Origin of the sequence: Duganella sp. LjRoot269, from assembly GCF_964254095.1 — a bacterium.
Classification (GTDB): domain Bacteria; phylum Pseudomonadota; class Gammaproteobacteria; order Burkholderiales; family Burkholderiaceae_D; genus Rugamonas; species Rugamonas hordei.
In genome coordinates, this window is sequence record NZ_CAXUSL020000001.1 from 3,756,750 (window position 1) to 3,779,731 (window position 22,982).

A 22,982-nucleotide genomic window follows, 5' to 3' on the forward strand; every position below is an offset into this window, starting at 1 on the left:
ATGAAAAAAATTGGAAAATTGATGGTTGCCTGCGCGCTGGCCGCGGGCGTCGCCGGCAGCGTGCAGGCGCACGGCATCTGGTTCGCGCAGCGCGCCACCCAGCTGGCTTTCCTGTACGGCGTCGGCGCCGACGACCTGGATTCGCTCAAGCGCCTGCCGCAGGTGACCTCGGTCGACGGTTACGACGCCGACGGCAAGCCGGTCGCCACCAAGCTCGAACCGGATGGCCGGCTGGTGCTGGTCAACCTGGAAAACCAGCCGGCGGTGGTGGCGGCGGTGCTCGATAACGGCACCTGGAGCAAGACCCCGGACGGCAAGTGGCACAAGAAGGGCAAGGACGAAGTACCGAACGCCGTCGTTGCCGAGCGCACCATCAAATACGCGGTGCACCTGCGCACCGCCGTCAACGCGCCGATCGGAGCGCTGCCGCACCAGACGCTGGAGATCGTTCCGGTCGAGTCCAGATTGCCGGCCTTGCTGGGTCAGCCGATCAGGCTGCGCGTGCTGTATCAAGGCAAACCGGTGGCCGGCGCCAAGGTACTGCAGGACTGGCTGAACGACCCCGATGGCGCGCCGGTGCTGAGTGGCGCCGACGGCACCGTCACGCTGAATGTGCGCAACCAGGGTTTGAACGTGATCGTTGCGATCTTTGAGTCGCCGTCCGATCAGCCGGCCAAGTACAACCGCATCGAGCATCTGGCCTCGCTGTCGTTCGTGCTGCCGCACGCACCGGAGTAAAAGGGGCCAGGCGGCGCCGCCTGATCAAGAGCGCCGCATTCCTTAAGGAGCAGCATCATGCAGAAAATTCTGGGCTGGCTGGTATTGAGTGTCGCCGCGCTGGCCGGCGGCCTGGCCGGTGCGCACGGTTCGGCGACGGCCAACCACGGGGGCATCGTCCAGACCTCGGGCGAGACCTGGCTGGAGCTTGTGGTGAAGGGCGATACCCTGCAGCTGTATTTGCAGGACGATGGCGACGATATGCCGACCGCCGGCATCAGCGGCAAACTGACCTTGGTGAAGGGCGCCGCCAGATCGGAGTTCACGCTGAAGCCGGCCGGCGGCAATCTGCTGGAGGCCAAGGCGCCGGGTGCGGTCAAGGGCAGCAAGGTACTGGCCGTGCTGACGCTGGATGACAAGAAGACCAAGGTCAGCACCACCTTCGAGATCAAATAGGAATAGGATGGTTTGTGCGCCAGCGATGGCGCATTTTTTTTGTCTTAATGCTGTATTGAAGCGCCGGATCACAGGTCCAGCACCAGCAGCGCGCCGCGCGCGCGTGAACAGCACGGCGTGAAGCGGTCGATGCAGAACGGCGGCAGACAGCGGTCGCGTTGTTCAGGCTCGCCTTCCAGCACGCCCGTGACGCAGGTGCCGCAGACGCCCTGGCCGCAAGACGACGGAATGACGATGCCGGCATCGGCCAGCGCCGCCAGCGCGGTGACTCCCGCATCGACCCTGACCACGCGTCCGGAACTGGCGATCTTCAGGTCGAACGGTCTGTCGGCGGAGGTGTCGGCGGCTCCGGTCTTGAAGTATTCTCGGTGTACCTGCGCGGCTGGCCAGCCATGAACGACCGCGGTCGCGCAGACCGCGTCCATCAGCCGCTCCGGTCCGCAGACGTAGACGTGGCTGCCGGGAGTGCTGCTGGCCAGCAGCGCATCCAGGTCCAGGCGGCCGGGAGGGAAATGCCAGTGCACGCGCTGGCGGAAGCCGGAACCGCGCAGCTCCGTGCGGAATGCCGCATGGTCCTCGGCGCGGCAGCAATAGTGCAGCTCGAAGCTGGCGCCTTGCGCCGCGAGGTGGCGCGCCATGCACAGGATGGGCGTGATGCCGATGCCGCCGGCGATCAGGATCGAATGGGCGGCGTCGGCGGCCAGGGGAAAGTGATTGCGTGGCGGGCCGACGGTCAGCATGTCGCCTTGGTCCAGCGCGTGCATAGCCAGCGAGCCGCCGAGGGAGTCCGCGCAGCGCAGTACGGCGATCCGGTAGCGATAGCGGTCGGACGGATCGCCGCACAGCGAGTATTGACGCACCAAGCCGCCGGGAAGAAAGACGTCGATGTGGGCGCCGGGAATGAATTCCGGCAGTCGCCCGCCATCCGGGGCGCTGAGTTGAAAACTGCGTATGCCTGCCGCTTCCGCCGCCATCCGATCCACCCGCAGCTGCAATCGGGACGGCGTGCGGCGGCTGTGCAGATAGCTTAGCGTGCCGGCCCAGGCCAGCAACGGGATGGACATGGCGCCCAGGAACAGCAGCAGCTGGCCGGCCAGGCCACCCACCCAGCCGTAGTGTATGGCCAGCGCCCACAGATAGATCTTGTGGCCGGCCGGGTTGGCGTTGTAGGGGATCTGCTTGATTAGCACGCCGCTGGCGGGGTCGAAATACAGATAGCTGTTGGCGTTGGGATGGGGGGCGTCGCGCGCCACCAGCTCCATCACCACCGGCTGGCCCGGCGCCTGCGGCAACCGCAGTTGGGCCTTTTGCAATGGCGGCGACAGCCGCAGCGCGTTCCGCCACATGGCGTCGATCGGGGACGCGCTTGCGGTGGGGGCCGCGGCACGGGGCGGCGATACGCTGGAGATATCGATCGCGCGAGCCGCCCAGCCAAAGGCTTGCGGCACGCCGGTCAGCGCGCTGACCAGCAGCACTGGCGCGGCGTACATGCCGGCGGTGCGATGCAGCTGCAACTGCCAGGCGCGTCCCCGCAAGCCGGAGTCCATGCGCCAGCCGCGCTTCAGCTGCCGCAGGCTGGCGGGCCGCCACAGCCACAGACCGCCCAACGCCATCGCACCGCCCAGCAGCAGCGCCATGCCGCCTGCCGCCAGCTCGCCGCCAGGCAGGTATCCGAAGATATGCAGGCGCGCCAAAGTGCCAAACAGGCCGCCATACATTTGCTGGCTGCCCAGCACCCGGGCATTGCATGGGTCGACATAGATCCAGCGGTCGTCGCCGAGCCGCACTTTGACGCTGGTGCCTGCGTCGCCGGCGATGCGGATCGTTCCGGGCGCGCCGCCATGCGGGTTGGCCTGCCGCGCGGCCGCCACCAGCGCATCCAGCGGCAACGACACGGCGCAGGGTGCGACCCGCAGCAGATCGGCACTGACCAGCGGTTCGAGCTGCGGCCGGAATACCATGCCGGCTCCGGTCACGCCCACCATCACGAACAGCGCACCGAAGGTCAGCCCGCTCCAGCGGTGCAGTAGCAGCAGTCCGCGCTTCATGGCATCACGACGGCCGGAACAGCTTTTCGTGGAAGCCGGTGACCTTGACGGTGATGGTCACCGGCTGCGCTCCCTTGTTGCGCCAGAACCAGCCGTGGATGCCGTCGAAGCCGGCGGTGAATGCGCCTTGCGCGGCACTCTGCTGCGCCACCTTCCAGTAGGTGGTGAACTCCCCCGGCTTCGCATGTTCCGGTTCGCCGTGCATGTCGGATTTGACCGGGCCGCCGTCGCTGGACCAGCTGAACACGAAATGCTCGCCCTTGCGCATCAGCGCCTTGACTTCGGCCCCCTGGCCCGGCTGCAGCGTCACGCGCATCTCGTCGGAACGCAGCGGCATGGCGCTGCTGCTTACCGGGCCGGCCTGCGTGGCCGCAGCCTGCGTGGCGCCGGACGCGGGAACCGGCAGCACCTCGGCCGTCTTGCGGGCGCCGCCATACAGCTTGGTCAGTCCCAGCGCGCCGCCGGCGCCCAACGGATCGATGCCGTATTCGGCCGGCAGTACCGCCACGGTCAGGATCAGGGCGGCGACGGCGAGCGCGACGCCGGTTGCCGTGCCCAGTTGCTGCAGCGTGGGCAGGGATGCGGTTTCATAGGTGGTGATCATGCTGGTTTCCTTGTTCAGACGGTCGCGTAACCGGTCAGTTGATAGCCCATCAGGACGAAGCCGGCGATCATCAGCACCACGTTGGCGTTGAAGGCCTGGCGCCGGAAGGACGCGCTGCGGCGCCAATATCCCATCGCGATCAGGATGCTGCTCAGCGCCAGCATCTGCCCGATCTCGACGCCGATATTGAACGACAGGATGTTGGGCACCAGCCCCTCCTGCGACAGCGTCAGCTCCTGCAATTTGGTGGCCAGGCCAAAGCCGTGGAACAGGCCGAAGATCAGCACCGCGGCCTTGGTGTTGGGCTGGAATCCCAGCAGCCGTTCCAGCGCCCCCATGTTGTCGAGCGCCTTGTACACCACCGAAAAGCCGATGATGGCGTCCACCAGATAGGGATTGATGTGGGTGCCGCTCAATACGCCCGACAGCAGCGTGATGCTGTGGCCCAGCGCGAACAGCGTGACGTAGGCGCCGACATCCTTGAGCCGGTACAGGAAGAAGATCACGCCGACCAGGAACAGCAGGTGGTCGTAGCCGGTCACCATGTGCTTGGCGCCCAGGTAGATGAAGGGCAGGATCTGCATCCCGCTGGTCTGCTCCAGGTAAGCCTTGTCGTCCTCGGCCACGCCATGCGCCATGCCGTCGCCGGCCGCCAGCGCCATCAGGATGGTCAGGGCCGGCAGCAGGGCCGGGCGGCAGCGCATCAGCGCCGCGGAAAGGTAATGTCGCATGATGGTCCTTGAAGAGGTGTCAGGCATCCAGCCAGACCTGCTCTGCGCAGGTATAGCCCATGAAGGCGCCCAGTGGATGGGAGGTGGCGCCGCGCACGGCGGTGCTGATCCCTTCCAGGTTGTTGATGAACAGCGGGATGCCGACGCCGCATTTTTCATGCACCAGCACCTGCATGTCGGCGTAGAACTGACGGCGTTTGGTGTCGTCGGTTTCGGCCCGCGCCAGGATCAACAGCTGGTCGAACTGCTCGTTCTTCCAGCCCGACTCGTTCCATAGCGCGTCCGACTTGAAGAACTGCGTAAACAACATGTCGGCGCTGGGGCGGGCATTGGTGTTGCCGAAGCCGATGGGCGATTTCATCCAGTGATTGGACCAGTAGCCGTCGGCGGACACCCGTTTGACGGCCAGGTTCAAGCCGGCCTTTTGCGCCGACTGCTGCAGCAGCATGGCCATGTCCACCGAGCCGGAGGCGGCCACCGAGGCCACCACCGGCAAGGTCAAGCCCAGCGCACCGGCGCGCCGCAGGTGGAATTTGGCCCGTTCCGGATCGTAGGGGCGTTGCGGCAGGCCGGCGAAGTAAAAGCGGTGGGACGGCGCGATCGGCTGGTCGTTGCCGATCACGGCGTAGCCGCGGAAGGCGGCGCGCTTCATCTGTTCGCGGTCGATCAGGTACTTCATGCCCAGCGTGAAATCGGGATTGCGGCCCAGGCCTACGGTCTGGCGGATGATCAGGTCCGTGTACAGGCCGCCCTGGCTGTCCAGCACCGCGTATCCGGGCTCGCCCTTGATACGTTTGGTCGAGCGTGGATTGACTTCGTTTACCCAGTGCACGTCACCCGACAGCAACGCGTTGATGCGCGCCGATTCGTCCGGAATGCCGAACAGCGATACCTGGTCCAGGTAGGGCAGGCCGGGCTTCCAGTAATGTTCGTTGCGGATGCCGATGGTGCGTACGCCCGGCGTGAACTCCTTGCACTTGAAGGCGCCGGTGCCGTTGGCCGTGGCGAAGTTGATGGTGCCGTCCGGGATGATGACGAAGTGGGAGGTCGCCAGCATCACCGGCAGGTCGGCATTGGCGCCCTTGAGCGTGATCTCCACCGTCAACGGCCCTGTCGCGCGCACGCTGTCGAATTGCTGCGCCACGCCGCGCACTTTGGACGCGACCGCCGGATCGTTGTGGCGGTTCAGCGAATACACCACGTCGGCCGAGGTCAACTCTCTGCCGTCGTGGAAATGGATGCCCTTGCGCAGGCGGACGATCCAGGTGATGGCGTCGTCGGTGACGATCTCCTCGGCCAGCACCATCTGCGCCGCCAGCTGGCTGTCGAGCGATGTCAGGCCGTTGTAGAACATGTGGGCGCGCAGGTAGTCGGTCGACAGCGCGCCCTTGGCCGGGTCCAGGGTGTCGGCATTGGAGCTGGACTGGGTGGCGATGGTCATCATGCCGCCCCGGCGCGGTTGCTGGCCCGCCTGCAGCACGCCGCTGGCCGGCAACAGCAGAGCACCGGCGGCGCCGCGCAACAACGTACGGCGCTGCGGGGACGGGCAAGCGGCCGCTGGCGCGGGATACTCGGATTTCATCAGATATGCCTCCAGCCTGTTTCAATAACTTCATTACATCATAAACCGCCATGGCAGATGTGGCGTTTGCGGCGCCATGCAGCGCACAAACGACGGTTTTTCCGGCCCGCTTCAGCATAGTTTGCCGACCGTAGAATATGCTGAGCTACGGCGAACTTTACTGCCCAAACATCGCCTGCGGGGCCCAACAAAGCAGAAAAAACCAGTCCCCGTCCGTACAATGACCTGGTGGCCAACCCGCTCCCGCAAGGCGACGGGCGGCCCCTCGCGGAGTATTCTATAACCAGATAAATGGGCAGGACACGCATGATGGACCACACCAGTATTCACAATCCCCCCCTGTGGGCGCACAAGCAGGCCGCACCGGCGGCCGCCAACCCGGCCGGCCAGGCCGTCCGCTCGCGCATCGCGGTCATCGATGTGCTGCGCGGCCTGGTCATGTTGATCATGTTGTTCGATCATGTGCGCGAGACGCTGTACCTGCACATGCAGGTCACCGACCCGATGACGGTCGCCGCCACCGAGCCGGCCTTGTTCTTCACCCGCATGGCGGCGCACTTCTGCGCGCCGATGTTCGTCTTCCTCACCGGTCTGTCGGCCTGGTTGTACGCCCATCCGGCGGCCGGTCCGCGCAATGCGACCGGCTTCCTGGTCAAGCGCGGCCTGCTGCTGGTGGGCTTGGAACTGGTGGTGGTCAACTTCGCCTGGGCCGGCCAGTTCCCGCCGCCGGTGCTGTATTTGCAGGTGATCTGGGTGATCGGGCTGGCGATGATCATTTTGGCGCTGCTGCACCGGTTGTCGCTCAAGTTGCTGATGGCGGTCGGCTTGCTGATCGTGTTCGGCCACAATGCGCTGACCTGGATCAGTTTTGAACCGGGCAGCATCGCCTACGATGCCTGGACCATCCTGCTGCATCGCGGCTTCCTGGTGGCTGACGGCGCGATCAAGCTGAAGGTGACGTATCCGCTGCTGCCGTGGGTGGGCGTGATCCTGCTCGGCTACGCCGCCGGCCCGCTGTACGCGAAGGCGATGGATCCGCAGCGCCGCCGGCAGTTGTTGCTGATGCTGGGCGCGGTGTCGCTGCTGTTGCTGGCCGTGCTGCGCGGTTTTAACATCTATGGCGAGGAACTGCCCTGGGTGCATGGCGCGACCGCCGTACAGACGGTCATGTCCTTCTTTAACTTCACCAAATACCCGCCGTCGCTGGACTTTCTGCTGATGACGATCGGCACCGGCATGCTGGCCCTGGCCGTGATGGAACCGCTGGAAAACTGGTTCACGCGCGCCTGCGCGACCTTCGGCGGCGCGCCGATGTTCTACTACCTGCTGCACCTGTACCTGCTGCTGGCGATGCAGCATGTGCTGGTGACGCTGTTCGGCGCCAACCATGGCGCGCGCTTCGGTGTCGACCAGCTGTGGCCGGTGTGGGTGGTGGCGCTGATCTTGATGCCGGTATTGTACGTGCCTTGCCGCGCCTTCGCCAATTTCAAGCGGACGTCGAACCAGGCATGGGTACGTTATTTCTAAGGGCGCTGTTGCTGGGCGCCGTCCTGCCGGCGGCCGCGACGGAGGATACCGACATGCTCGGCGCCGGCCGCTGGGAAATCAATCTCGGCGCGGCGCAGGAACTGCACGCCGGCAGCCGCGAACGCGCGCTGCCGGCGATCGATGTCAGCCATGGCCTGTCCGACCATCTGCAGCTGCTGCTGGCCCAGCCCTTCATCAATGCCAGCCAGGGCGGGGAGAGCGCAAAATCGGGCCTGGGCGCCGCCACCGCCGGCGTGAAATGGCGCTGGCTGGATGCGCCCGAGGCAGGCTACGCCCTGGGCTGGTATCCGCGCTTCACCTGGACGCCATCCGGCACGTCGGCCGCGCGTGGCGTGGCGCCACAGGGACATAGCCTGCTGCTCCCGCTGTTGGCGGGTTTCCGCAGCGGCGATACCGGCCTGTTCGCCGAAATGGGCCGCAACCTGGCGCAGCGTGGCCCGGACGAATGGCGCGCGGGCGTCAAGGTGATGCGGCAGTGCCTGCCGCAATTGGAGTGCCGCATCGAACTCGATCACTCGCGGGCCGCCGGCACGCGCGGTCAGACCCTGCTGAGCGCCGGCGGCAAATGGAGTCTGGGTGCGGACCTGCTGTTGCAGGCCAGCGCCGGACGCGATATCGCCGGCGAGCGCGAAGCGCGGCGCCGGCTGGTGTTGTATCTGGGAGTGCAGCTGCTGCGTTAAGCGGGTGCGTGCTCGGTCACGACCCAGAACTTGCTGGCCGCTTCCACGATCTCGAAAACTCCCTCGAATCCCGGCGTGATGACGCCGCTGTCGCCCGGCCCGAAATGGCGGGACTGGCTTCCGTCCGGCGCCGAGATGATCACGTGGCCGCTGATGATGTGGAAGAATTCATGCTTGTCGGCCGGCAGTGCGATGCGGTAGGAGCCGGTTTCGGCCTGCCAGGTGCCGGCGCGCACGCCGTGCAGCTGGTTGGCGAAATATTCCCGCGCGGTGCGTTTCGGATTGCCTTTGATGCGGCGTTCGGGGTCCGGATACTGGACCGTGGTCTCGGGCGCGATGTCGTGGAAGTGCGCGATGGTGGGCTGGGTCATGGGTTTTCCTTTCGTTGATGGAGAGTCAGGTCAGCAGGCGGCCGAGGCGTACCACGGTCACGCCGGCACGCAGCTGGCGTAGCGACGGCATCACCAGCACGCAATTGGGATAGGGCGTTCGCACCGTCTCGCCCTGGTTCCAGCCGATGACGGTGCCGGCCTCGGGGAAGGTCTCCAGGCCGGTGTAGTTGGCGGCGAAGCGGAAGTCGGTGCTGCTGGCCACCACCGCGTCCGTGACGCGCACCACGTGGCGCTGCTCGGGATGCGGCTTGAGCCAGCCGTGCGGGACATCGCCGAGGTCGATATTGCCGCACAAGAGCAGGAAGCGCGCGCAGCTGTTTTTGGCCACGGTGACGGCCTGCGCTTCCCAATGCTGGCCGCATTCGATCAGCAGCGCGTTGCGCGAACTTCCCGCCTGGCCGAAGGCGCCATAGTCGCGCAGGCGGCAGCCTTCCTGGTGGCCGGCGTCGCTGATGATGTAGGACGGCACGCCCAGGCGCTGGGCCATGGCGATGCCTTTGTCCAGCGGCCCGCACACGTTCAGTGGCGCGCAGCGTTCGTGCATCGAGTGCAGGTCCAGCAGGAAGTCCACCGTGTCGACCAGCGGCCGCATCGCGCGCGCGCGGCGCAGTTCGACGCTGTCCAGTTCCAGGTTGTCCAGGATGGCGGGCTGCCAGACGCGGTTGAGATCCTGGTCGACGAAGCGCGAGGCGTCGGGTCGCGCGGGATCCCAGCGCCGGTAGGCGTCCACGTTGGCGAAAGACAGCGTGATGCGGCCACGGCGCGGGCGCAGCCCGCCGTCCAGCAGGGCCTTGACCGCGATCGCGCCGCACACCTCGTTGCCGTGGGTGAGGGCGTTGATCATGGTATGGCAACCGGGCTTGCCGCTGTCGAAGGTGTAGACGTAGGGGATGCCGGTGTTGCCTTTGGCGTAGGCCGACAAATCGGGGAATTCGACTTCGATCGGATAGGTTTCCAGTGTCATGCTTGCAGTCCGCCCATGCAGAGATATTTGGTGTGCATATAGTCTTCCAGGCCGTAGCGCGAGCCTTCCCGGCCATAGCCCGATTCCTTGACGCCGCCGAACGGCGCCGCCTCCGCCGCCAGCGCGCCCTCGTTGATGCCGACGATGCCGGTCTCCAGCCGGTCGGCCACGCGCCACACGCGGGCGATGTCGCGCGCGTAGAAATAGGCCGCCAGTCCGAAAGGCGTGTGGTTGGCCTGCGCCACCACGTCGGCCTCGGTGTCAAAGCGGAACAGCGGCACCACCGGGCCGAAGGTCTCTTCCTGCGCCAGCTGCATGTGCGGGCCTGCCTCGCCCAGCACGGTGGGCGCGTAGTAGGTGGGGCCGTCCGCGCCGGGCGGATGCAGCTGTTCGCCGCCGCACATCAGCACCGCGCCGTGCGACAGGGCGTCGGCGACGTGGGCCTGGATCTTGTCCAGCGCGCGGCGGTTGATCATGGGACCGATCTGCGACGAGGGATCGGCGGCCGGGCCGACCTTCAGCGCCGCCACGCGGGCCGTGAGCCGCTCGGCAAAGCGCTGGTAGACGGCGTCCTGCACGTAGACCCGGTTCGGGCTGACGCAGGTCTGGCCGCCGTTGCGGAACTTGGCCGCCATCAGGCCGTCGACGGCGGCATCCAGGTCGGCGTCGTCGAACACGATGAAGGGCGCGTTGCCGCCCAGTTCCAGTGACAGTTTTTTCAGCGTGGCGGCCGAATCGCGCGCCAGGCTTTTGCCGACCGCGGTGGAGCCGGTGAAGGTGATCTTGCGCACGCGCGCGTCGGCCAGCCAGACCCCGACCACGGCCGGGGTGCGCGCGCGCGAGGCCGTCACGATGTTCAGCACTTCCGGCGGAATGCCCGCCTCGTGGGCCAGGCTGACCAGTGCCAGCGCGGTCAACGGCGTGTCCTCCGCCGGCTTGGCGACCACCGTGCAGCCGGCCGCGAGGGCCGGCGCGATCTTGCGGGCGATCATCGCCAGCGGGAAGTTCCAGGGCGTGATGGCGGCCACCACGCCGACCGCTTCCTTGACCACGATCAGCTTCTTGCCGCGCACCGGTTCCGGGATCACGTCGCCGTAGCAGCGCACCGCCTCCTCGGCAAACCATTCGACGTAGGAAGCGCCGTACAGCACTTCGCCGCGTGCTTCAGCCAGCGGCTTGCCCTGTTCGCGCGAGATGAGGCGCGCCAGGTCGTCGGCATTGGCGATGATCAGCGCGTGCCAGCGCTTGAGCAGCTGGGCGCGATCGCGCGCGCTGCGGGCGCGCCAGCCCTCGAAGGCCGCCACGGCGGCATCGACGGCGGCGGCGGCATCGGCCTCGCCGCTGTCCGGCACTGTGGCAAAGGCGATGCCGTCGGCCGGGTCGCAGACCTCATAGGCGAGGGCGTCGCGGCCGGCGCACCAGACGCCGGCAATGTAGTTGGCGCCGCAAAGCAGGGCGGCGCGGGTCAGGGTCAGTGGCATGGCGCCTCCGGCATCGATGCGATCACGGCGGCCACGGCCTGGCCCAGCTCCGTGGTCGAGGCCTGGCCGCCCAGGTCGGGCGTGTGCGGGCCGTTCAGCAGCACGGTTTCGATCGCGGCGACGATGGCGTCGTGCGCGGCGCGGCAGGCGGCGTCGCCCTGGCCGAGGAAGTCCAGCATCAGCGCGCCGGACCAGATCATGGCGATCGGGTTGGCGATGTTCTTGCCGTAGATGTCGGGCGCCGAGCCGTGTACCGGCTCGAACAGCGAGGGGAAGCTGCGTTCGGGATTCAGGTTGGCCGACGGCGCCAGGCCGATGGTGCCGGTGCAGGCCGGACCGAGGTCGGACAGGATGTCGCCGAACAGGTTGGAGGCCACCACCACGTCGAAGCGCTGCGGCTGCAGCACGAAACGGGCGCACAGGATGTCGATGTGCTGCTTGTCCCAGGCCACGTCCGGATAGTGTCCGGCCATGTCGGCGGCACGCCCATCCCACCACGGCATGCTGATCGAGATGCCGTTGCTCTTGGTGGCGACGGTGACGTGCTTGCGCTTGCGTCGTTGGGCCAGGTCGAAGGCGAAGCGCAGCACCCGGTCGGTGCCGTGGCGCGAGAACACCGCCTGCTGCATCACCACTTCGCGCGGCGTGCCTTCGAAACTGATGCCGCCGACCGACGAGTATTCGCCTTCGGTGTTTTCGCGCACGATGACGAAGTCGATGTCGCCGGCCCGGCGTCCGGCCAGCGGGCAGGGCACGCCCTCGAACAGGCGCGCCGGGCGCAGGTTGATGTACTGGTCGAATTCGCGCCGGAACTTCAGCAGCGATCCCCACAGCGATATGTGGTCGGGCACCGCGTCCGGCCAGCCGGCCGCGCCGAAGTAGATCGCGTCCATGGCGGACAGTTGCTGCTTCCAGTCGTCCGGCATCATCTGGCCGGTGCGGGCGTAGTAGTCGCAACTGGCCCATTCGATATGGGTGTAGCGCAGGGTGATGCCGAAACGGGCGGCCGCCGCGTTCAGCGCGCGCAGGCCCTCGGGCATGACTTCCTTGCCGATGCCGTCACCCGCGATGACGGCGATATGAAAAGTTTGGCTCATGTGTGTGGTCGGTCAGTGATTGCCGGGCGGCGGACGCCGGCCGGGAACTGCTGAGACCATGGTAGTGGAGGAAGGCTGGCGGGTGACGCGGAATTGGGGCGGGACGACGGGTGGGAAATTGCGAATTTCGCGCGGCAGCGGCAGATTGTGCCGCGCCGCCGGGATGCTGGTCAGCTGTTCTGGGTGAACAGCTTTTCGACCGGGTAATAACCCTTGGTGAAGGGCGACTTGATGACGATGTAGCTGAAGTATTTTTCGATACCGATGTGCTGGTCCAGCAAGCCCTCGATGATGGTCTGGTAGTGCACCACGCCGGTGGTGACGAACTTCAGCAGGTAGTCGAAACCGCCGCTGACCAGATGGCATTCGACCACCTCATCGATCTTGCGCACCGCGGCCTCGAACTTGACGAAGTCTTCGCGGCGGTGGTCCGACAGCGTGACCTGGGTGAACACCAGCTGCACGTTGCCGATTTTTTCCAGTTCGATGTGGGCGCCATAGCCGGTCACGTAGCCGGCTTTTTCCAGCCGCTTGACGCGGATCAGGCAGGGACTGGGCGACAAGCCGACCGCATCGGCCAGGTCGACGTTCGCGATCCTGCCGCTTTGTTGCAGGTGAGACAGGATGCGGATATCGATCCTGTCCAGTTTGAAAGCACCTTCTAACATAAGCTCCCTTGCCCGATGCGCCACAATGATGCGGCGCCCGGGGTGATTGTAGCATGGCGGTAATGCCTTACAAGGCCCCTGCGCGGCGCCGCGGTGGCGCGCTTACGACAACGCCTGGCGCACCTCGGGCTGGGCCAGCACCTGGTCCAGCGTGGCGCGCAAGCGTGCGAACAGCAGCGTGAATTCATCGGCGGTGTAGCACAGCGCGGGCGCGAAGCCGAGGATGTTGTCGCCGAAGGCGCGGAACACCAGCTGCTGATCGTAGGCCGCGCGCGCCACCCGCTCGTGCAGCTTCAGCTCCGCCGCGAACTGGCGCTTGCTGTGCTTGTCGGCCACCAGTTCCAGCGCGCCCAGCAGGCCGCGGCTGCGGGCGTCGCCCACCAGCGGATGCGCCAGCAGGTCGCGCAGGCCCTGTTCGAATTGCGGCGCGCGCGCCACGCCGTTGGCCAGCAGGCCGCCTTCGTGGTACAGGCGCAGCACCTCCAGCCCGATGGCGGCGCTGACCGGATGGCCTGAATAGGTCTGGCCATGGCCGACCGCCAGCTCCGGTCCGGCGCCGTCGGCGATGGCCTGGTAGATCCGGTCCGACATCATCAACGCGCCCATCGGCGCATAGCCGGCGGTCAGGCCTTTGGCCAGCGTCATCATGTCGGGCTGCACGCCCTCGGCTTCGCAGGCGAACAGCGGTCCGGTGCGGCCAAAGCCGGTGATCACTTCGTCGACCACGAACAGGATGCCCAGTTCACGGCAGGTATCGGCCATGGCCTTGAGCCAGCCGCGCGGCGGCACGATGACGCCGCCGGAACCCTGGATCGGCTCGCAGAAGAAGGCGGCGACGCGCTCGGCGCCCAGTTCCGCCACCTTGGCGCGCAGCGCCGCGACGGAGGCCGCGATCAAGGCCTGCGGGTCGTCGCCCAGCGGACTGCGGTAGGCATAGGGCGAGGGCAGGTAGTGCTGGTTCGCCTGCGGCAGGTTGAAATGGCGATGAAACACCGGCAGCGCGGTCAGTCCGGCGCCCACCGAGGACGAGCCGTGATAGCCGCGCTGCAGCGAGATGAACTGGGTGCGCCGCTCCTGGCCCAGCGCGTTGTAGTAATAGCTGATGTAGCGCAGCGCGCTGTCGACGGCGTCCGATCCGCCCAGCGTGAAGTAGACGTGGCGCAGCGAGGCCGGCGCCAGTTCGACCAGCCGGGCGGCCAGGCGGATGGCCGGCTCGGAGCCGTAGCCGAAGTAGCCGGTGGCGTAGGGCAGGCGCCGCATCTGTTCATTGGCTGCCTGGACGATGCTTTCGTGGCCGTATCCGGTGTTGACGCACCACAAGCCGGAGAAGGCGTCCAGCAGTTCCCGGCCGGCGTCGTCGCGCAGGTAGACGCCATGGGCGGCCGCCAGCACGGCGGCGCCGCGCTGTTCATGTTGACGGAAGTTGCTGACGGGGTGAATCAGGAATTGTCGATCGAGGTCGACGAGGGAGGTGTTGGGCATGATGACGATCCGTGTAATGGTCTGTCACCATCTTAGGACCGTTACCGCAGCCAGTGCTGGCGATTGTCGTCGGCGCAGCGCATCGAAATTGCGAATTTCCGGCGACGGCGGCAGATTGTGCTGCGCCTCAGTAGCCGCGCGTGCGCTCGACCAGGCCTTCCAGCGCTTGACCGCGATGATGGCGCAGCAGATTGTCCAGCACCACCGTCACCGCCGTTTCCGGCTGCGTCATGCTGGCGATGTGCGGCGTCAGCACGATGGCGGGATGCTCCCAGAAGGGATGGTCGGCAGGCGGCGGCTCCGGCTCGCACACGTCCAGCACCGCCTGCGCCAGTTGGCCGTCGTTCAGCGCGTCCAGCAGATCCTGCTGCACCAGGTGGCCGCCGCGGCCCACGTGCACCAGCGCGGCGCCGCGCGGCAGCGCATCGAACAGGGCCCGGTTCAGGATGTTGCGGGTGTCGGCCGTCAGCGGCAGCAGGCAGACCAGGATGTCGCAGCGGGCCAGGAAGTCCGGCAGCGCGGCGGCGCCCGCGTGGCAGGCCACGCCGTCGAGCGCGCGGGCCGAGCGGCTCCAGCCGGCGCAGTCAAAGCCCAGCCGCACCAGCTGCGCCAGCGCGGCCTGCGCCAGCACGCCCAGTCCCAGCACGCCCACGCGGCAGGCCGACGCGGGACGCACCCGCAACGCGCGCCACGCGTGCTTGCGCTGCTGCGCCGCATACGTGGCCCATTGGCGATGGATGGCCAGCACCGCCAGCGTCACATACTCGGCCATGCCGGCGGCGATGCCCGGTTCGACCATGCGCACCAGCGGCAGCTCCGGCGGCAGCGCGGCCAGGTCGAACTGGTCGATGCCTGCGCCGATCGAGAAGATCAGCTCCAGCCGGGGAAAGGCGCCAAGGTCGTCGGGCGGCAGCCACGCCGCCAGGTAACGTACCTTGGCCGGATCGCCGACGTCGGGCCAGATACGGAAGTCCAGCTGCGGCGCGTGGCGGGCGAACAGGCGCGCCCACTCGGCGCCGCGCTGCGGATCGGCCTTGTACAGGAAGGTGCCCGCCGGCAGTTCGGACCAGCGCATGCTCAACCCAGCGCCTGGTTGATGATGGCGAACTGGCGCACGCCGTGATCGGGCAGCGGCGCGTCGCCGCGCACCATGGCCACCACGCTGTCGACCTGCACCAGCCCCAGTTCGGTCAACCACGGGCCGAGGCCGCTGCTGCCGCTGACGTCGATGCGCAGGAAGGCGCCGCCGTAGGTGCCGGTCCAGTGGCTGATCAGCGCCTTGGCCCGTTCGATGTCGGGCGCGATCACCGGGCCGATGGCGTAGCCGTGGCCGAAGCGGCGCAGCATGGCGCAGCCGATCACTTCGTCGTAGCGGTCGATCACCACGCCCTCGGCCACGTCCTGCAGCGCGGCCATGACCGTGGCGCGCGGCATGCCCGTGGCGCGGGCGCCCAGCGCCGCCAGCTTGGCGGCATCGCGCGAGCCGAGTGGACGGATGCGCTCCCCCGGCTGCAACGGCATCAACGGCGACTTGAAGACGGTGCCCTGGTGCTGATGAATCTCGCCGATCTGCTGGAATCCAATGCGGGCATACAGGTCCCTGCCGGCGGCGGTGGCGTGCAGCAGCACGTTGCGGCTGCCCAGTTCCGCCATCACCATTGCCATCAGCTTGCGGCCTATGCCTTTTCCTTGCCACGCGCCGGCAACGATGACCATGCCGATCGAGGCGAATTCGGTGCCGTGGCTCCAGCACAGGGCCGTGCCGATCAGACCTTCGTCGTTTTCAGCCACATAGCCGGCCCCCAGGCGTTGAATGAAGGCCCAGTCCTCCAGCCGGTGCGGCCAGCGCACCGACAGCGACAGGCGGTGCGCCGCGTCGAGGTCTTGCTCGGTCATGCGGCGGTAGCGCACCGCGGTTCCGGTTTGTGGATCACTCACATTTCCTCCGTGCTTCAGCAGTGTTGGTGGTTGCAGCGTGCAGCCATGCTAACCCAGCCGCGGCGGGGCGCGCCAGCACCGAAGTAAGAACGCAAGGAAGTCGCAAGCGCGCCAGCCGTTTCGGCACAAAGTGCTGTCGGGGCATCGCTTTTTTCGCATCCCTGTCGAGTAGCATCGCGACGCGAAAAAGCGCTTGACCTTACCAGGGGGGCAACGTTTACAGTGGAGCGCGCACTCTCCCTCGACTTTTGAATTGGAATCAACATGCAACGATTGCACTCCCTGGCGCTGGGCGCCTTGCTGGCCGTCTCCACGCTGGCCAGTTTGCCGGCATCGGCTCACGCCACCTTGCAGGCCTCCTTGCCGGCGGCGGACGCCGTGCTGCCGCAGGCGCCGCAGCAGGTCCAGCTGACCTTCAACGAAAAAGTCGAACCCGCTTTCAGTTCCATCGCGCTGCAGGACGAGACCGGCAAAGTCGTCCCCACCGACAAGGCGCAGACCGATGCCGCCCATCCGGCACAAATGACGCTGGCGCTGCCGGCATTGAAGTCCGGCCGTTATATCGTGCGCTGGGTGGCGGTGGGACCGGATGGTCATCGCCGCACCGGCCAGTATGGCTTCTCGGTCAAGTAAATGACGACGATGTTGCTGCAGGTTGGCGCCGTGTGGGCGTTGAACCTGGCTTTGGCCTGGATGGTGGGCGCGTGTACGGCGGCATTCTGGCTGCGCAACGAAGGCACTGGCTGGACACTGCGCTGCCGGTTGTGGTCGCAGCAGTCCTGTCGCGCGGCGGCGCTGGTCTGCCTGGCGGCGTATTTGCTGGTGCTGTGGGCGGTGGCGGCGGCGATGGCCGATGTGCCGCTGTCCGAAGCCGGCGCGGCATTGTGGATGCTGCTGGCGCAGAGCGACTATGGCAAAGCCGCATGGGCCGCTGCCGCCTGCCTGGCGGCGCTGGCGTTCTGGCCGCTGAGCCCGGGCCGCTCGCTGGCGGTGCTGGTTGCGTTTGCCTTCAGTCGCGTCGCCAACAGCCACGCGGCCGAGCAGGGCTTGCTCACCTTGCCGCTCCTGGTTGAATGGTTGCACTTGCTGCTGATCGCGCTGTGGGTGGGGGGCGTTGCAGTTGCCGCCTGGGTGGTGCTGCCCGCCAGCGCCGCCGGGGGCGGCGCGGCACCGGACGCCTATCTGCGCAAGCTGTCGGACGCGGCGACGCTGGCTCTGGCCGGCATTGTCGCCACCGGCATCTTCAACGCATGGCGCGGGCTGGGCAAGTTGGACAACCTGGCCGCCACCCCATACGGCGTGGCATTGACTGTCAAGCTGGTGCTGGTTGCGCTGGCCGTGGCATTGGGTGGCTACAACAAACTGCGAGGCTTTCCCGCCATCGTTGCGGGTCAAGCCGGCGCCCGGCCCGTGGTGGTGCTGGTGCTTCGGATCGAGTCGCTGCTGTTGGCGGCGGCGGCGCTGGCGGCTGCTGTGCTGACCAGCCAGGCGCCGCCGGCTTTCGGTTGATCAAGCGTGTTGTGGGCGGGGATGGCAAGCTGATAAGATGTCTGTCTTTGCAAGATCGGCGAGGACGCAACCATGAAGCAGCGCATGTGGGCTGGGATGGCACCGCTGGCAACGCTGGCGCTGATGGCGCCAGCCGCCGCTCAGCAGGCGGAGCCAACGCCGGTAGCGGATCTGCCGCTGTGGGAAGTGGGCCTGTTCGGCGGCGCCGCCACCACGCCGGCCTACCCGGGCGCCGAGGACCGCTCCACGCGCGCGCTGTTGCTGCCGCTGCTGATCTATCGCGGCAAGGTGCTGCGCGCCGACCGTTCCGGCGTAGCCGCGCGCCTGCTCAACACCGAGCGGGTCGAGCTCGATCTTGGGTTCGCGTTGTCGCTGCCGGCCCGCTCCGGCGACGTGGCGGCCCGCGCCGGCATGCCGGACTTGAAGTCGCTGCTGGAGTTCGGCCCGCGCCTGAAAGTATTGCTGGCCGAGCCCACGGCCGCCAGCCGCGTGCGACTGGAGCTGCCGCTGCGGGTGCCGCTCGAGCTTGGAAATGGTTTTCGGCGCCAGGGCCTGGTGTTTGAGCCGCGCGTGGTGTTCGAGGCCGGCGACAAGACCGGCGGATGGCAGGCCGACGCCAACCTGGGCGCGGTGTTTGGGAATGCCCGCCTGAACCAGTATTTTTATGAAGTCGCACCGCAATACGCCAACGCCGCGCGCCCGGCCTACCACGCGACGGGCGGTTGGATGATGACGCGGCTCGGCCTGAGCCTGTCGCGCCGGGTATCGCCCGATTGGCGCGTATTCGGTTTCGCCCGCTACGACAATTACACGCACGCCGCCAACCGCGACAGTCCGCTGTTTCGCCAGAACAGCGGACTGTCGCTCGGCGTCGGCTTTACCTGGACGGCCTACCGCTCGCTGGCGCGGGCCTGGGAATGAGCGCCTACCAGTCCCTGCGGACGCGCAGCATGGCGAACGGCTGGGTGCGGGTGATGTTGTGCTCGACAAAGTCGACGCCGCCGGCCAGCCTGTCGCCGGCATAGTGCGTCCGGTCATAGGTGACGGCGCGCCCGGCGAGATTGTTCAGTTCCAGCGTGACCATCATGTTCGACACGGGGCGGTAGTTGACGAAGGCCCTGGCCCAGCCCGTGCCGCTGCTGGTATCGCGTTCGGCAAGCTGCCAGTTGTCGTTGGTCCAGCCGTTGTCGACCGAAAAGCCCCAGGCCGTTCTCTGGCGCGGCAAGTCCTGCGAGAACTCGACCCGCCACGACAGCGGCTGTTCGCCGGACAGCCGGCGCGTCGCCAGCGTGACGGGATCGGTGACCGACGAGGACTTCCAGGTCGTCGACAACTTGATCAGCCCCTGCGGCAGCGACCAGCTGTCGGTGGGCAGGTTCAGCATGCCGGTCACGCTGTCGGCGCTGGCGTCGCCGATATTGCCGGCGGTGTCGATGGTGGCGGACGGGGTGCGGATCGGCATGCGGTCGATGACGTCGCTGATGTGCGACTGCGTGTAGCTCAGCATGGCGGCGCCCCGTTCCCAGAAGCGGTATTCGAGCGCGCCTTCGCACAGCCAGGTCTTGGCCGGCACCAGATCGGGGTAGCCGGCCCGCAGCGTCTTGTCGGCGATGGCGAAATACGCCGCGGCATCGCCAAAGTTCAGCTGGCTGGTCTCGCGCTCCATGCGCAAGCGCAGCTGCAGCGACGGCGAGGGAGACAACGACAGGCGCAGCCGCGGCTTGGGATAGACGTGAGCCTTGGCCTCCGGCTGGTCGGCGCCGATGCTCAGGCTGGATTGCTCCACCTTCAGGCCGGCTTCGGCGGTGATCGAGCTGTCGACCTGCCATGCCGAGGACAGCTGGCCCTCGAAGCGCGATTCCTGCACCCAGGCGCTGGCGGTGGGCGCCGCTGCGGCGTTGGGGTTGGCCTGATAGCTGTTGCTGCTGTCATTGGTGTTGACGGCCCGTTCAAAGCCGCCGCGTATCACGACGCCATCCAGCGCCTGCCAACTCAGTTGTCCCGCGAGAATCTGTTCGCTGGCCGTGCTGTTCGACAGCGAATACGAGCTGTTGCCGCTGGTGGTGGATGTCGATTCGGCGGCAATGTCGGCTGTCCGATGCAGTGCCTTCAGGTCCATGCTGGCGCCGTGCGCCAGGTCCCGCGTATAAGCCAGGCCCTGTTCCCGCGTGCGCCCGGCGTTGTCGTTGCTGTTCAGGGAGGGCGTCCCGGCGTCGTAGCGGCCCTGCGACTGGTAGGTCCACGGACTGAGCGCGCCGTTCAAGCTCAGTTGGCCGTCCAGCAGGTCTTGCCCGTAATTGAGCTTGATCGCCTTGTTGTCGGCAATGCCCGCGTTCTCCATCGTCGCCTCGGCGGCAGCGGCGGCGCCGGCATACGTCGTGGTCTTGTGTCCTTGCGTGGTATCCGGCGTCCGGGTCCAGCCCAGCGTGACGTTGATGCTGCGGTCCCCGCGCTTCAGGCTGTAATTGCCATCCATCGAGGGCTGCAGGCTGCCGTCAGGCATCAGGTAGCCCGATACGCTGGTGGCGGCGGAAACCAGGTCCATCTGTTTGAGCACGATGTTGGCCACGGTGGCGTAGCCCTGCATATCGATGCCGCCCGCGCCGCCGTTGATCACGTCGATGCGCTGAACGCCCGCCGCCGGGATGCGCGCCAGCGCGTCGCCGAGCGGATCCGTCTTGGAAGCGGGGCGCTTTCCGTTGATGAGCACGTTGCCGGCCGAACCGCGCGCCGCATTGCCGCCGTCGAAGACGAAGCCGGGCAGGCGGGTCACCATGTCCATCGCTGTCCCGGCCTGAAACTGGGTGAAGTAATCCGGGGTGTAGGACTGCGGCACAGTCCCGTCTGCGGCGTCGGCCATCCCTGCGGCGGCTAGCGCGCAAGTCAGCAAAACCGCATGGCGAACAAGTGTCGAGTGTCTCATCTCCGTATTGTGCAATGAACATGCTGAGTGTGCAATTGCGAAATTCACCAATCAGCGGACGTTTTTTGGCCGGCAGGCCCATTCATATCGCTAATTCCGCAGCCTGAGCCCGCCCTCCGCCACGGCGGTACGGTCCAGCGCGAGCGCCGTCCTGGCCTTGGCCGGCGCGGCATTGTCGTAGTCGACCGCTTCGACGCCGGTGGCCGCGTCCGCATGCGTCACCCGCACGTGCAGGCGGTCCGGGCCGGCGCCTTGCTTGCCGCCATCCCAGGCTTCCAGCGCAAAGCGGTAGCCGGCGCGGCCATTGAGCAGTCCGGTGCCTTCGACGCGCGCCTGCTGGCCGGACGATGCGGCGGTGCTGACCTGATCGCTGCGGAAATGGAAGGGGCCGGACAACATGACGACAGGACTGCCGGCGGCAGCCTTGCTCTGCGTGCCGCTGGCCAGCGGCGCCCACAGCGCAAAGTGCAGCGGCAGGTCCCGAAAGCCGCGCGCGGCCGCTGCGCCGCCGCCGGCCAGCGTGCCCTTGCCGCTGAGCGAGGCAAGCCCGGACGCATCAACCACGATGTCCCGCTGGACCGCTGTGGACCGGCCGCCCGAATCGGTGACCTGCGCCTTGACCGTGTAATAGCCGGCGGCGCAGAACTGGTGCCGCAATCGGACCTGGCCGACTCCGCGCGCTTCGCTTACCGTCGGCGCCGGCGAAGCGCACTGGTCGGTCCAGGCGACGCTGGCCGTGTGGGTCTGCGCCGCGGCGTTGTCGACAAAGCCGACCGTCAGCGCCAGGTCCTGTCCGACCTCGATCACGTCCGGCAGGCCGAGCAGGGGGCCAAGCACCGGCGCGTCGGTGCCGCGGGTGCCGGGGCGCAGCATGACCAGGCCGGCATTTGAATGGGCCAGGATCACGCCGTCGTCGTTGATGGCTGCGCCGGCCTCCAGCACCAGCCCGGCAGGTGGACGGTACAGATGCGCGTTCAGGTCGATCGGCTCGGTCAGCGCCGGCCAGCGCACCGCGCGCCGGCCGCCGCCGTCGCCGGCGGGCCGCTCGATCATGCCCACCATCTCGCTGCGGTTGTTGATGTCGAACACGTCGCTGCTCACGGCCGAGCCGGACGGCAGCTGCACCACGCCGCGCCCCATGGCCCACTGGTAGGCCACGCTGCGCTCGCCGATGACGGTGTCGCCGACCACCTCGCCGCGGTTGTTCAGGCCGGCGATCAGGCGCGAGCCGCCGCCTTCGACGTTGATCTGCACCATGCCGCTGTCGCGGCTCCAGAAAAAGCCCAGTACCTTGTCGTTGGCGGCGTTGTCGGACTCGCCGGCCACTTCGTTGCGCTCGTTGATGTGCTCGCCGAACGCGAGGGTGCCGCCCAAGGTGCCGAGGTCGGTCTGGTTGCCCGCGCGGTCCCACAGCATGGCGTGGATCGCGCCGCCGGCGACATCGGCATAGCCGGCCGAAAAGCCTTGCTGGTTGATGGCATCGGCCTCCGACAGCGACAGCGGGAGCGGTCCCAACGGCATGACGGCGCCGCCCGGATTCCAGCGCACGGCGCGCGCGGCGATGCCGGGCGCTGGCCGTTGTCCGACAATCTGGTTGCGGTCGTTGATGGCGCGCGCGCTCGAGACCGTCGTGCCGGGCAGCGCGTGCATGCCGCCGCCCACGGTCCACGCAAACGCCAGGATGTTGCTGAATTGTTCGGCGTCTTCCGATTCGCCCACCACCACGCCTAGCTTGTTCAGCCCGTGTATCAGGGTATAGCTGCCGCCCAGCGAGCCGATATCGTGCACGCGGTCGCCGTCGAAGAAGCCGTTGGTGATGCCCCCGCCAATGAAGGAGCCGAACGCGGCCTGGCCGCGTTCGTTGAGCAGGGCCGCGGCGCCAGCCTCCGGCCCCAGGTTGATGACGCTGTAGATGCAGGTGCGCGCCCGGCTGGCTTCGGTGTCGCCGGGGCCGCTGACCAAGTTGTCGGCAGCGGCGGGCGCGGCCTGCTCGCCGGCCCAGACCGCAACGGGCGCGGCAAGTGCGGCCAAGGCGCCGGCGACAGCGCCGGCGATGAGGTGCGTGCGTAATCCAGCATTGCTGCTCCATGGTTGCTGCATGATGGTTCCCCTTGCAAGAAAGTTGGCGCAAGCAGGCGCTTGCGTGGCGCCGATGATGGTCG

General features: G+C 67.3%; 21 protein-coding genes. 7 read left to right on the plus strand and 14 right to left on the minus strand.

What is annotated here, in order from left to right:
• Together ACSQ3S_RS16775 and ACSQ3S_RS16780 are read left to right on the plus strand one after the other, a co-directional pair.
• The gene (locus tag ACSQ3S_RS16775; protein ID WP_436143080.1) at window positions 1-738 is read left to right on the plus strand and encodes a DUF4198 domain-containing protein; all 738 of its coding nucleotides are present in this window, start codon (window positions 1-3) and stop codon (window positions 736-738) included.
• A 57-nt stretch (window positions 739-795) separates the two neighbouring features.
• A complete protein-coding gene (locus ACSQ3S_RS16780; protein WP_176651034.1) occupies window positions 796-1,173 on the plus strand; it encodes a hypothetical protein in 378 nt (125 codons plus the stop codon).
• A 68-nt stretch (window positions 1,174-1,241) separates the two neighbouring features.
• On the opposite strand, the gene ACSQ3S_RS16785 is transcribed toward ACSQ3S_RS16780, so the two are convergent.
• Genes ACSQ3S_RS16785 through ACSQ3S_RS16800 form a run of 4 tightly spaced genes read right to left on the minus strand, consistent with a single transcriptional unit; the run spans window position 1,242 to window position 6,138 of the window.
• On the minus strand, window positions 1,242-3,221 hold the full coding sequence (locus ACSQ3S_RS16785) for a PepSY domain-containing protein (RefSeq protein WP_436143081.1): 1,980 nt from the start codon (window positions 3,219-3,221) through the stop codon (window positions 1,242-1,244).
• 4 nt (window positions 3,222-3,225) lie between these two features.
• Complete coding sequence (locus ACSQ3S_RS16790; RefSeq protein WP_436143082.1) at window positions 3,226-3,825, minus strand: transmembrane anchor protein; 600 nt, start codon at window positions 3,823-3,825, stop codon at window positions 3,226-3,228.
• Window positions 3,826-3,839: 14 nt separating this feature from the next.
• Window positions 3,840-4,556, minus strand: a complete 717-nt coding sequence (locus ACSQ3S_RS16795; protein ID WP_436143083.1) for a HupE/UreJ family protein — start codon at window positions 4,554-4,556, stop codon at window positions 3,840-3,842.
• Window positions 4,557-4,575: 19 nt separating this feature from the next.
• Window positions 4,576-6,138, minus strand: coding sequence for an ABC transporter substrate-binding protein (locus ACSQ3S_RS16800; protein ID WP_436143084.1), 1,563 nt, complete (start codon window positions 6,136-6,138; stop codon window positions 4,576-4,578).
• Window positions 6,139-6,447: 309 nt separating this feature from the next.
• Here ACSQ3S_RS16800 and ACSQ3S_RS16805 point away from each other — a divergent pair, with 309 nt between their 5' ends.
• Together ACSQ3S_RS16805 and ACSQ3S_RS16810 are read left to right on the plus strand one after the other, a co-directional pair.
• Window positions 6,448-7,665 (plus strand): DUF1624 domain-containing protein, encoded by a 1,218-nt coding sequence (locus tag ACSQ3S_RS16805; RefSeq protein WP_436145038.1) that lies wholly within the window; start codon window positions 6,448-6,450, stop codon window positions 7,663-7,665.
• Window positions 7,647-8,366: a hypothetical protein gene (locus tag ACSQ3S_RS16810; RefSeq protein WP_436143085.1), complete on the plus strand. Its 720-nt coding sequence runs from the start codon at window positions 7,647-7,649 to the stop codon at window positions 8,364-8,366. The genes ACSQ3S_RS16805 and ACSQ3S_RS16810 overlap by 19 nt, the downstream gene beginning before the upstream one ends.
• Here the strand turns inward: ACSQ3S_RS16810 and ACSQ3S_RS16815 are convergent.
• The 8 genes from ACSQ3S_RS16815 to ACSQ3S_RS16850 all read right to left on the minus strand — a co-directional run bounded on the left by ACSQ3S_RS16815 (window position 8,363) and on the right by ACSQ3S_RS16850 (window position 16,388).
• Window positions 8,363-8,737 (minus strand): cupin domain-containing protein, encoded by a 375-nt coding sequence (locus ACSQ3S_RS16815; RefSeq protein WP_436143086.1) that lies wholly within the window; start codon window positions 8,735-8,737, stop codon window positions 8,363-8,365. The genes ACSQ3S_RS16810 and ACSQ3S_RS16815 overlap by 4 nt on opposite strands.
• A 25-nt stretch (window positions 8,738-8,762) precedes the next feature.
• Window positions 8,763-9,722 (minus strand): M14 family metallopeptidase, encoded by a 960-nt coding sequence (locus ACSQ3S_RS16820; RefSeq protein ID WP_436143087.1) that lies wholly within the window; start codon window positions 9,720-9,722, stop codon window positions 8,763-8,765.
• A complete protein-coding gene (locus ACSQ3S_RS16825) occupies window positions 9,719-11,203 on the minus strand; it encodes an NAD-dependent succinate-semialdehyde dehydrogenase (protein ID WP_436143088.1) in 1,485 nt (494 codons plus the stop codon). The genes ACSQ3S_RS16820 and ACSQ3S_RS16825 overlap by 4 nt, the downstream gene beginning before the upstream one ends.
• Window positions 11,194-12,300: a tartrate dehydrogenase gene (locus ACSQ3S_RS16830; protein WP_176651027.1), complete on the minus strand. Its 1,107-nt coding sequence runs from the start codon at window positions 12,298-12,300 to the stop codon at window positions 11,194-11,196. Before ACSQ3S_RS16830 ends, ACSQ3S_RS16825 begins: the two co-directional genes overlap by 10 nt.
• A 170-nt stretch (window positions 12,301-12,470) precedes the next feature.
• The gene (locus ACSQ3S_RS16835; protein ID WP_176651026.1) at window positions 12,471-12,968 is read right to left on the minus strand and encodes an Lrp/AsnC family transcriptional regulator; all 498 of its coding nucleotides are present in this window, start codon (window positions 12,966-12,968) and stop codon (window positions 12,471-12,473) included.
• 102 nt (window positions 12,969-13,070) lie between these two features.
• Complete coding sequence (locus ACSQ3S_RS16840) at window positions 13,071-14,450, minus strand: aspartate aminotransferase family protein (RefSeq protein ID WP_176651025.1); 1,380 nt, start codon at window positions 14,448-14,450, stop codon at window positions 13,071-13,073.
• 127 nt (window positions 14,451-14,577) lie between these two features.
• Window positions 14,578-15,525, minus strand: a complete 948-nt coding sequence (locus ACSQ3S_RS16845) for a 2-hydroxyacid dehydrogenase (protein ID WP_436143089.1) — start codon at window positions 15,523-15,525, stop codon at window positions 14,578-14,580.
• A gap of 2 nt (window positions 15,526-15,527) precedes the next feature.
• On the minus strand, window positions 15,528-16,388 hold the full coding sequence (locus tag ACSQ3S_RS16850; protein WP_436143090.1) for a GNAT family N-acetyltransferase: 861 nt from the start codon (window positions 16,386-16,388) through the stop codon (window positions 15,528-15,530).
• Between the two features lie 264 nt (window positions 16,389-16,652).
• Here ACSQ3S_RS16850 and copC point away from each other — a divergent pair, with 264 nt between their 5' ends.
• The 3 genes from copC (at window position 16,653) to ACSQ3S_RS16865 (ending at window position 18,818) form a co-directional block, all read left to right on the plus strand.
• A complete protein-coding gene (copC, locus tag ACSQ3S_RS16855; protein WP_176651023.1) occupies window positions 16,653-17,021 on the plus strand; it encodes a copper homeostasis periplasmic binding protein CopC in 369 nt (122 codons plus the stop codon).
• A complete protein-coding gene (locus ACSQ3S_RS16860) occupies window positions 17,022-17,897 on the plus strand; it encodes a CopD family protein (RefSeq protein WP_436143091.1) in 876 nt (291 codons plus the stop codon).
• Window positions 17,898-17,969: 72 nt separating this feature from the next.
• Complete coding sequence (locus tag ACSQ3S_RS16865) at window positions 17,970-18,818, plus strand: MipA/OmpV family protein (RefSeq protein ID WP_436143092.1); 849 nt, start codon at window positions 17,970-17,972, stop codon at window positions 18,816-18,818.
• Window positions 18,819-18,822: 4 nt separating this feature from the next.
• Here ACSQ3S_RS16865 and ACSQ3S_RS16870 read toward each other — a convergent pair whose 3' ends face one another.
• Window positions 18,823-20,757 (minus strand): hypothetical protein, encoded by a 1,935-nt coding sequence (locus ACSQ3S_RS16870; protein WP_436143093.1) that lies wholly within the window; start codon window positions 20,755-20,757, stop codon window positions 18,823-18,825.
• A gap of 153 nt (window positions 20,758-20,910) precedes the next feature.
• A complete protein-coding gene (locus tag ACSQ3S_RS16875; RefSeq protein WP_436143094.1) occupies window positions 20,911-22,920 on the minus strand; it encodes a hypothetical protein in 2,010 nt (669 codons plus the stop codon).
• Window positions 22,921-22,982 lie beyond the last annotated feature (62 nt).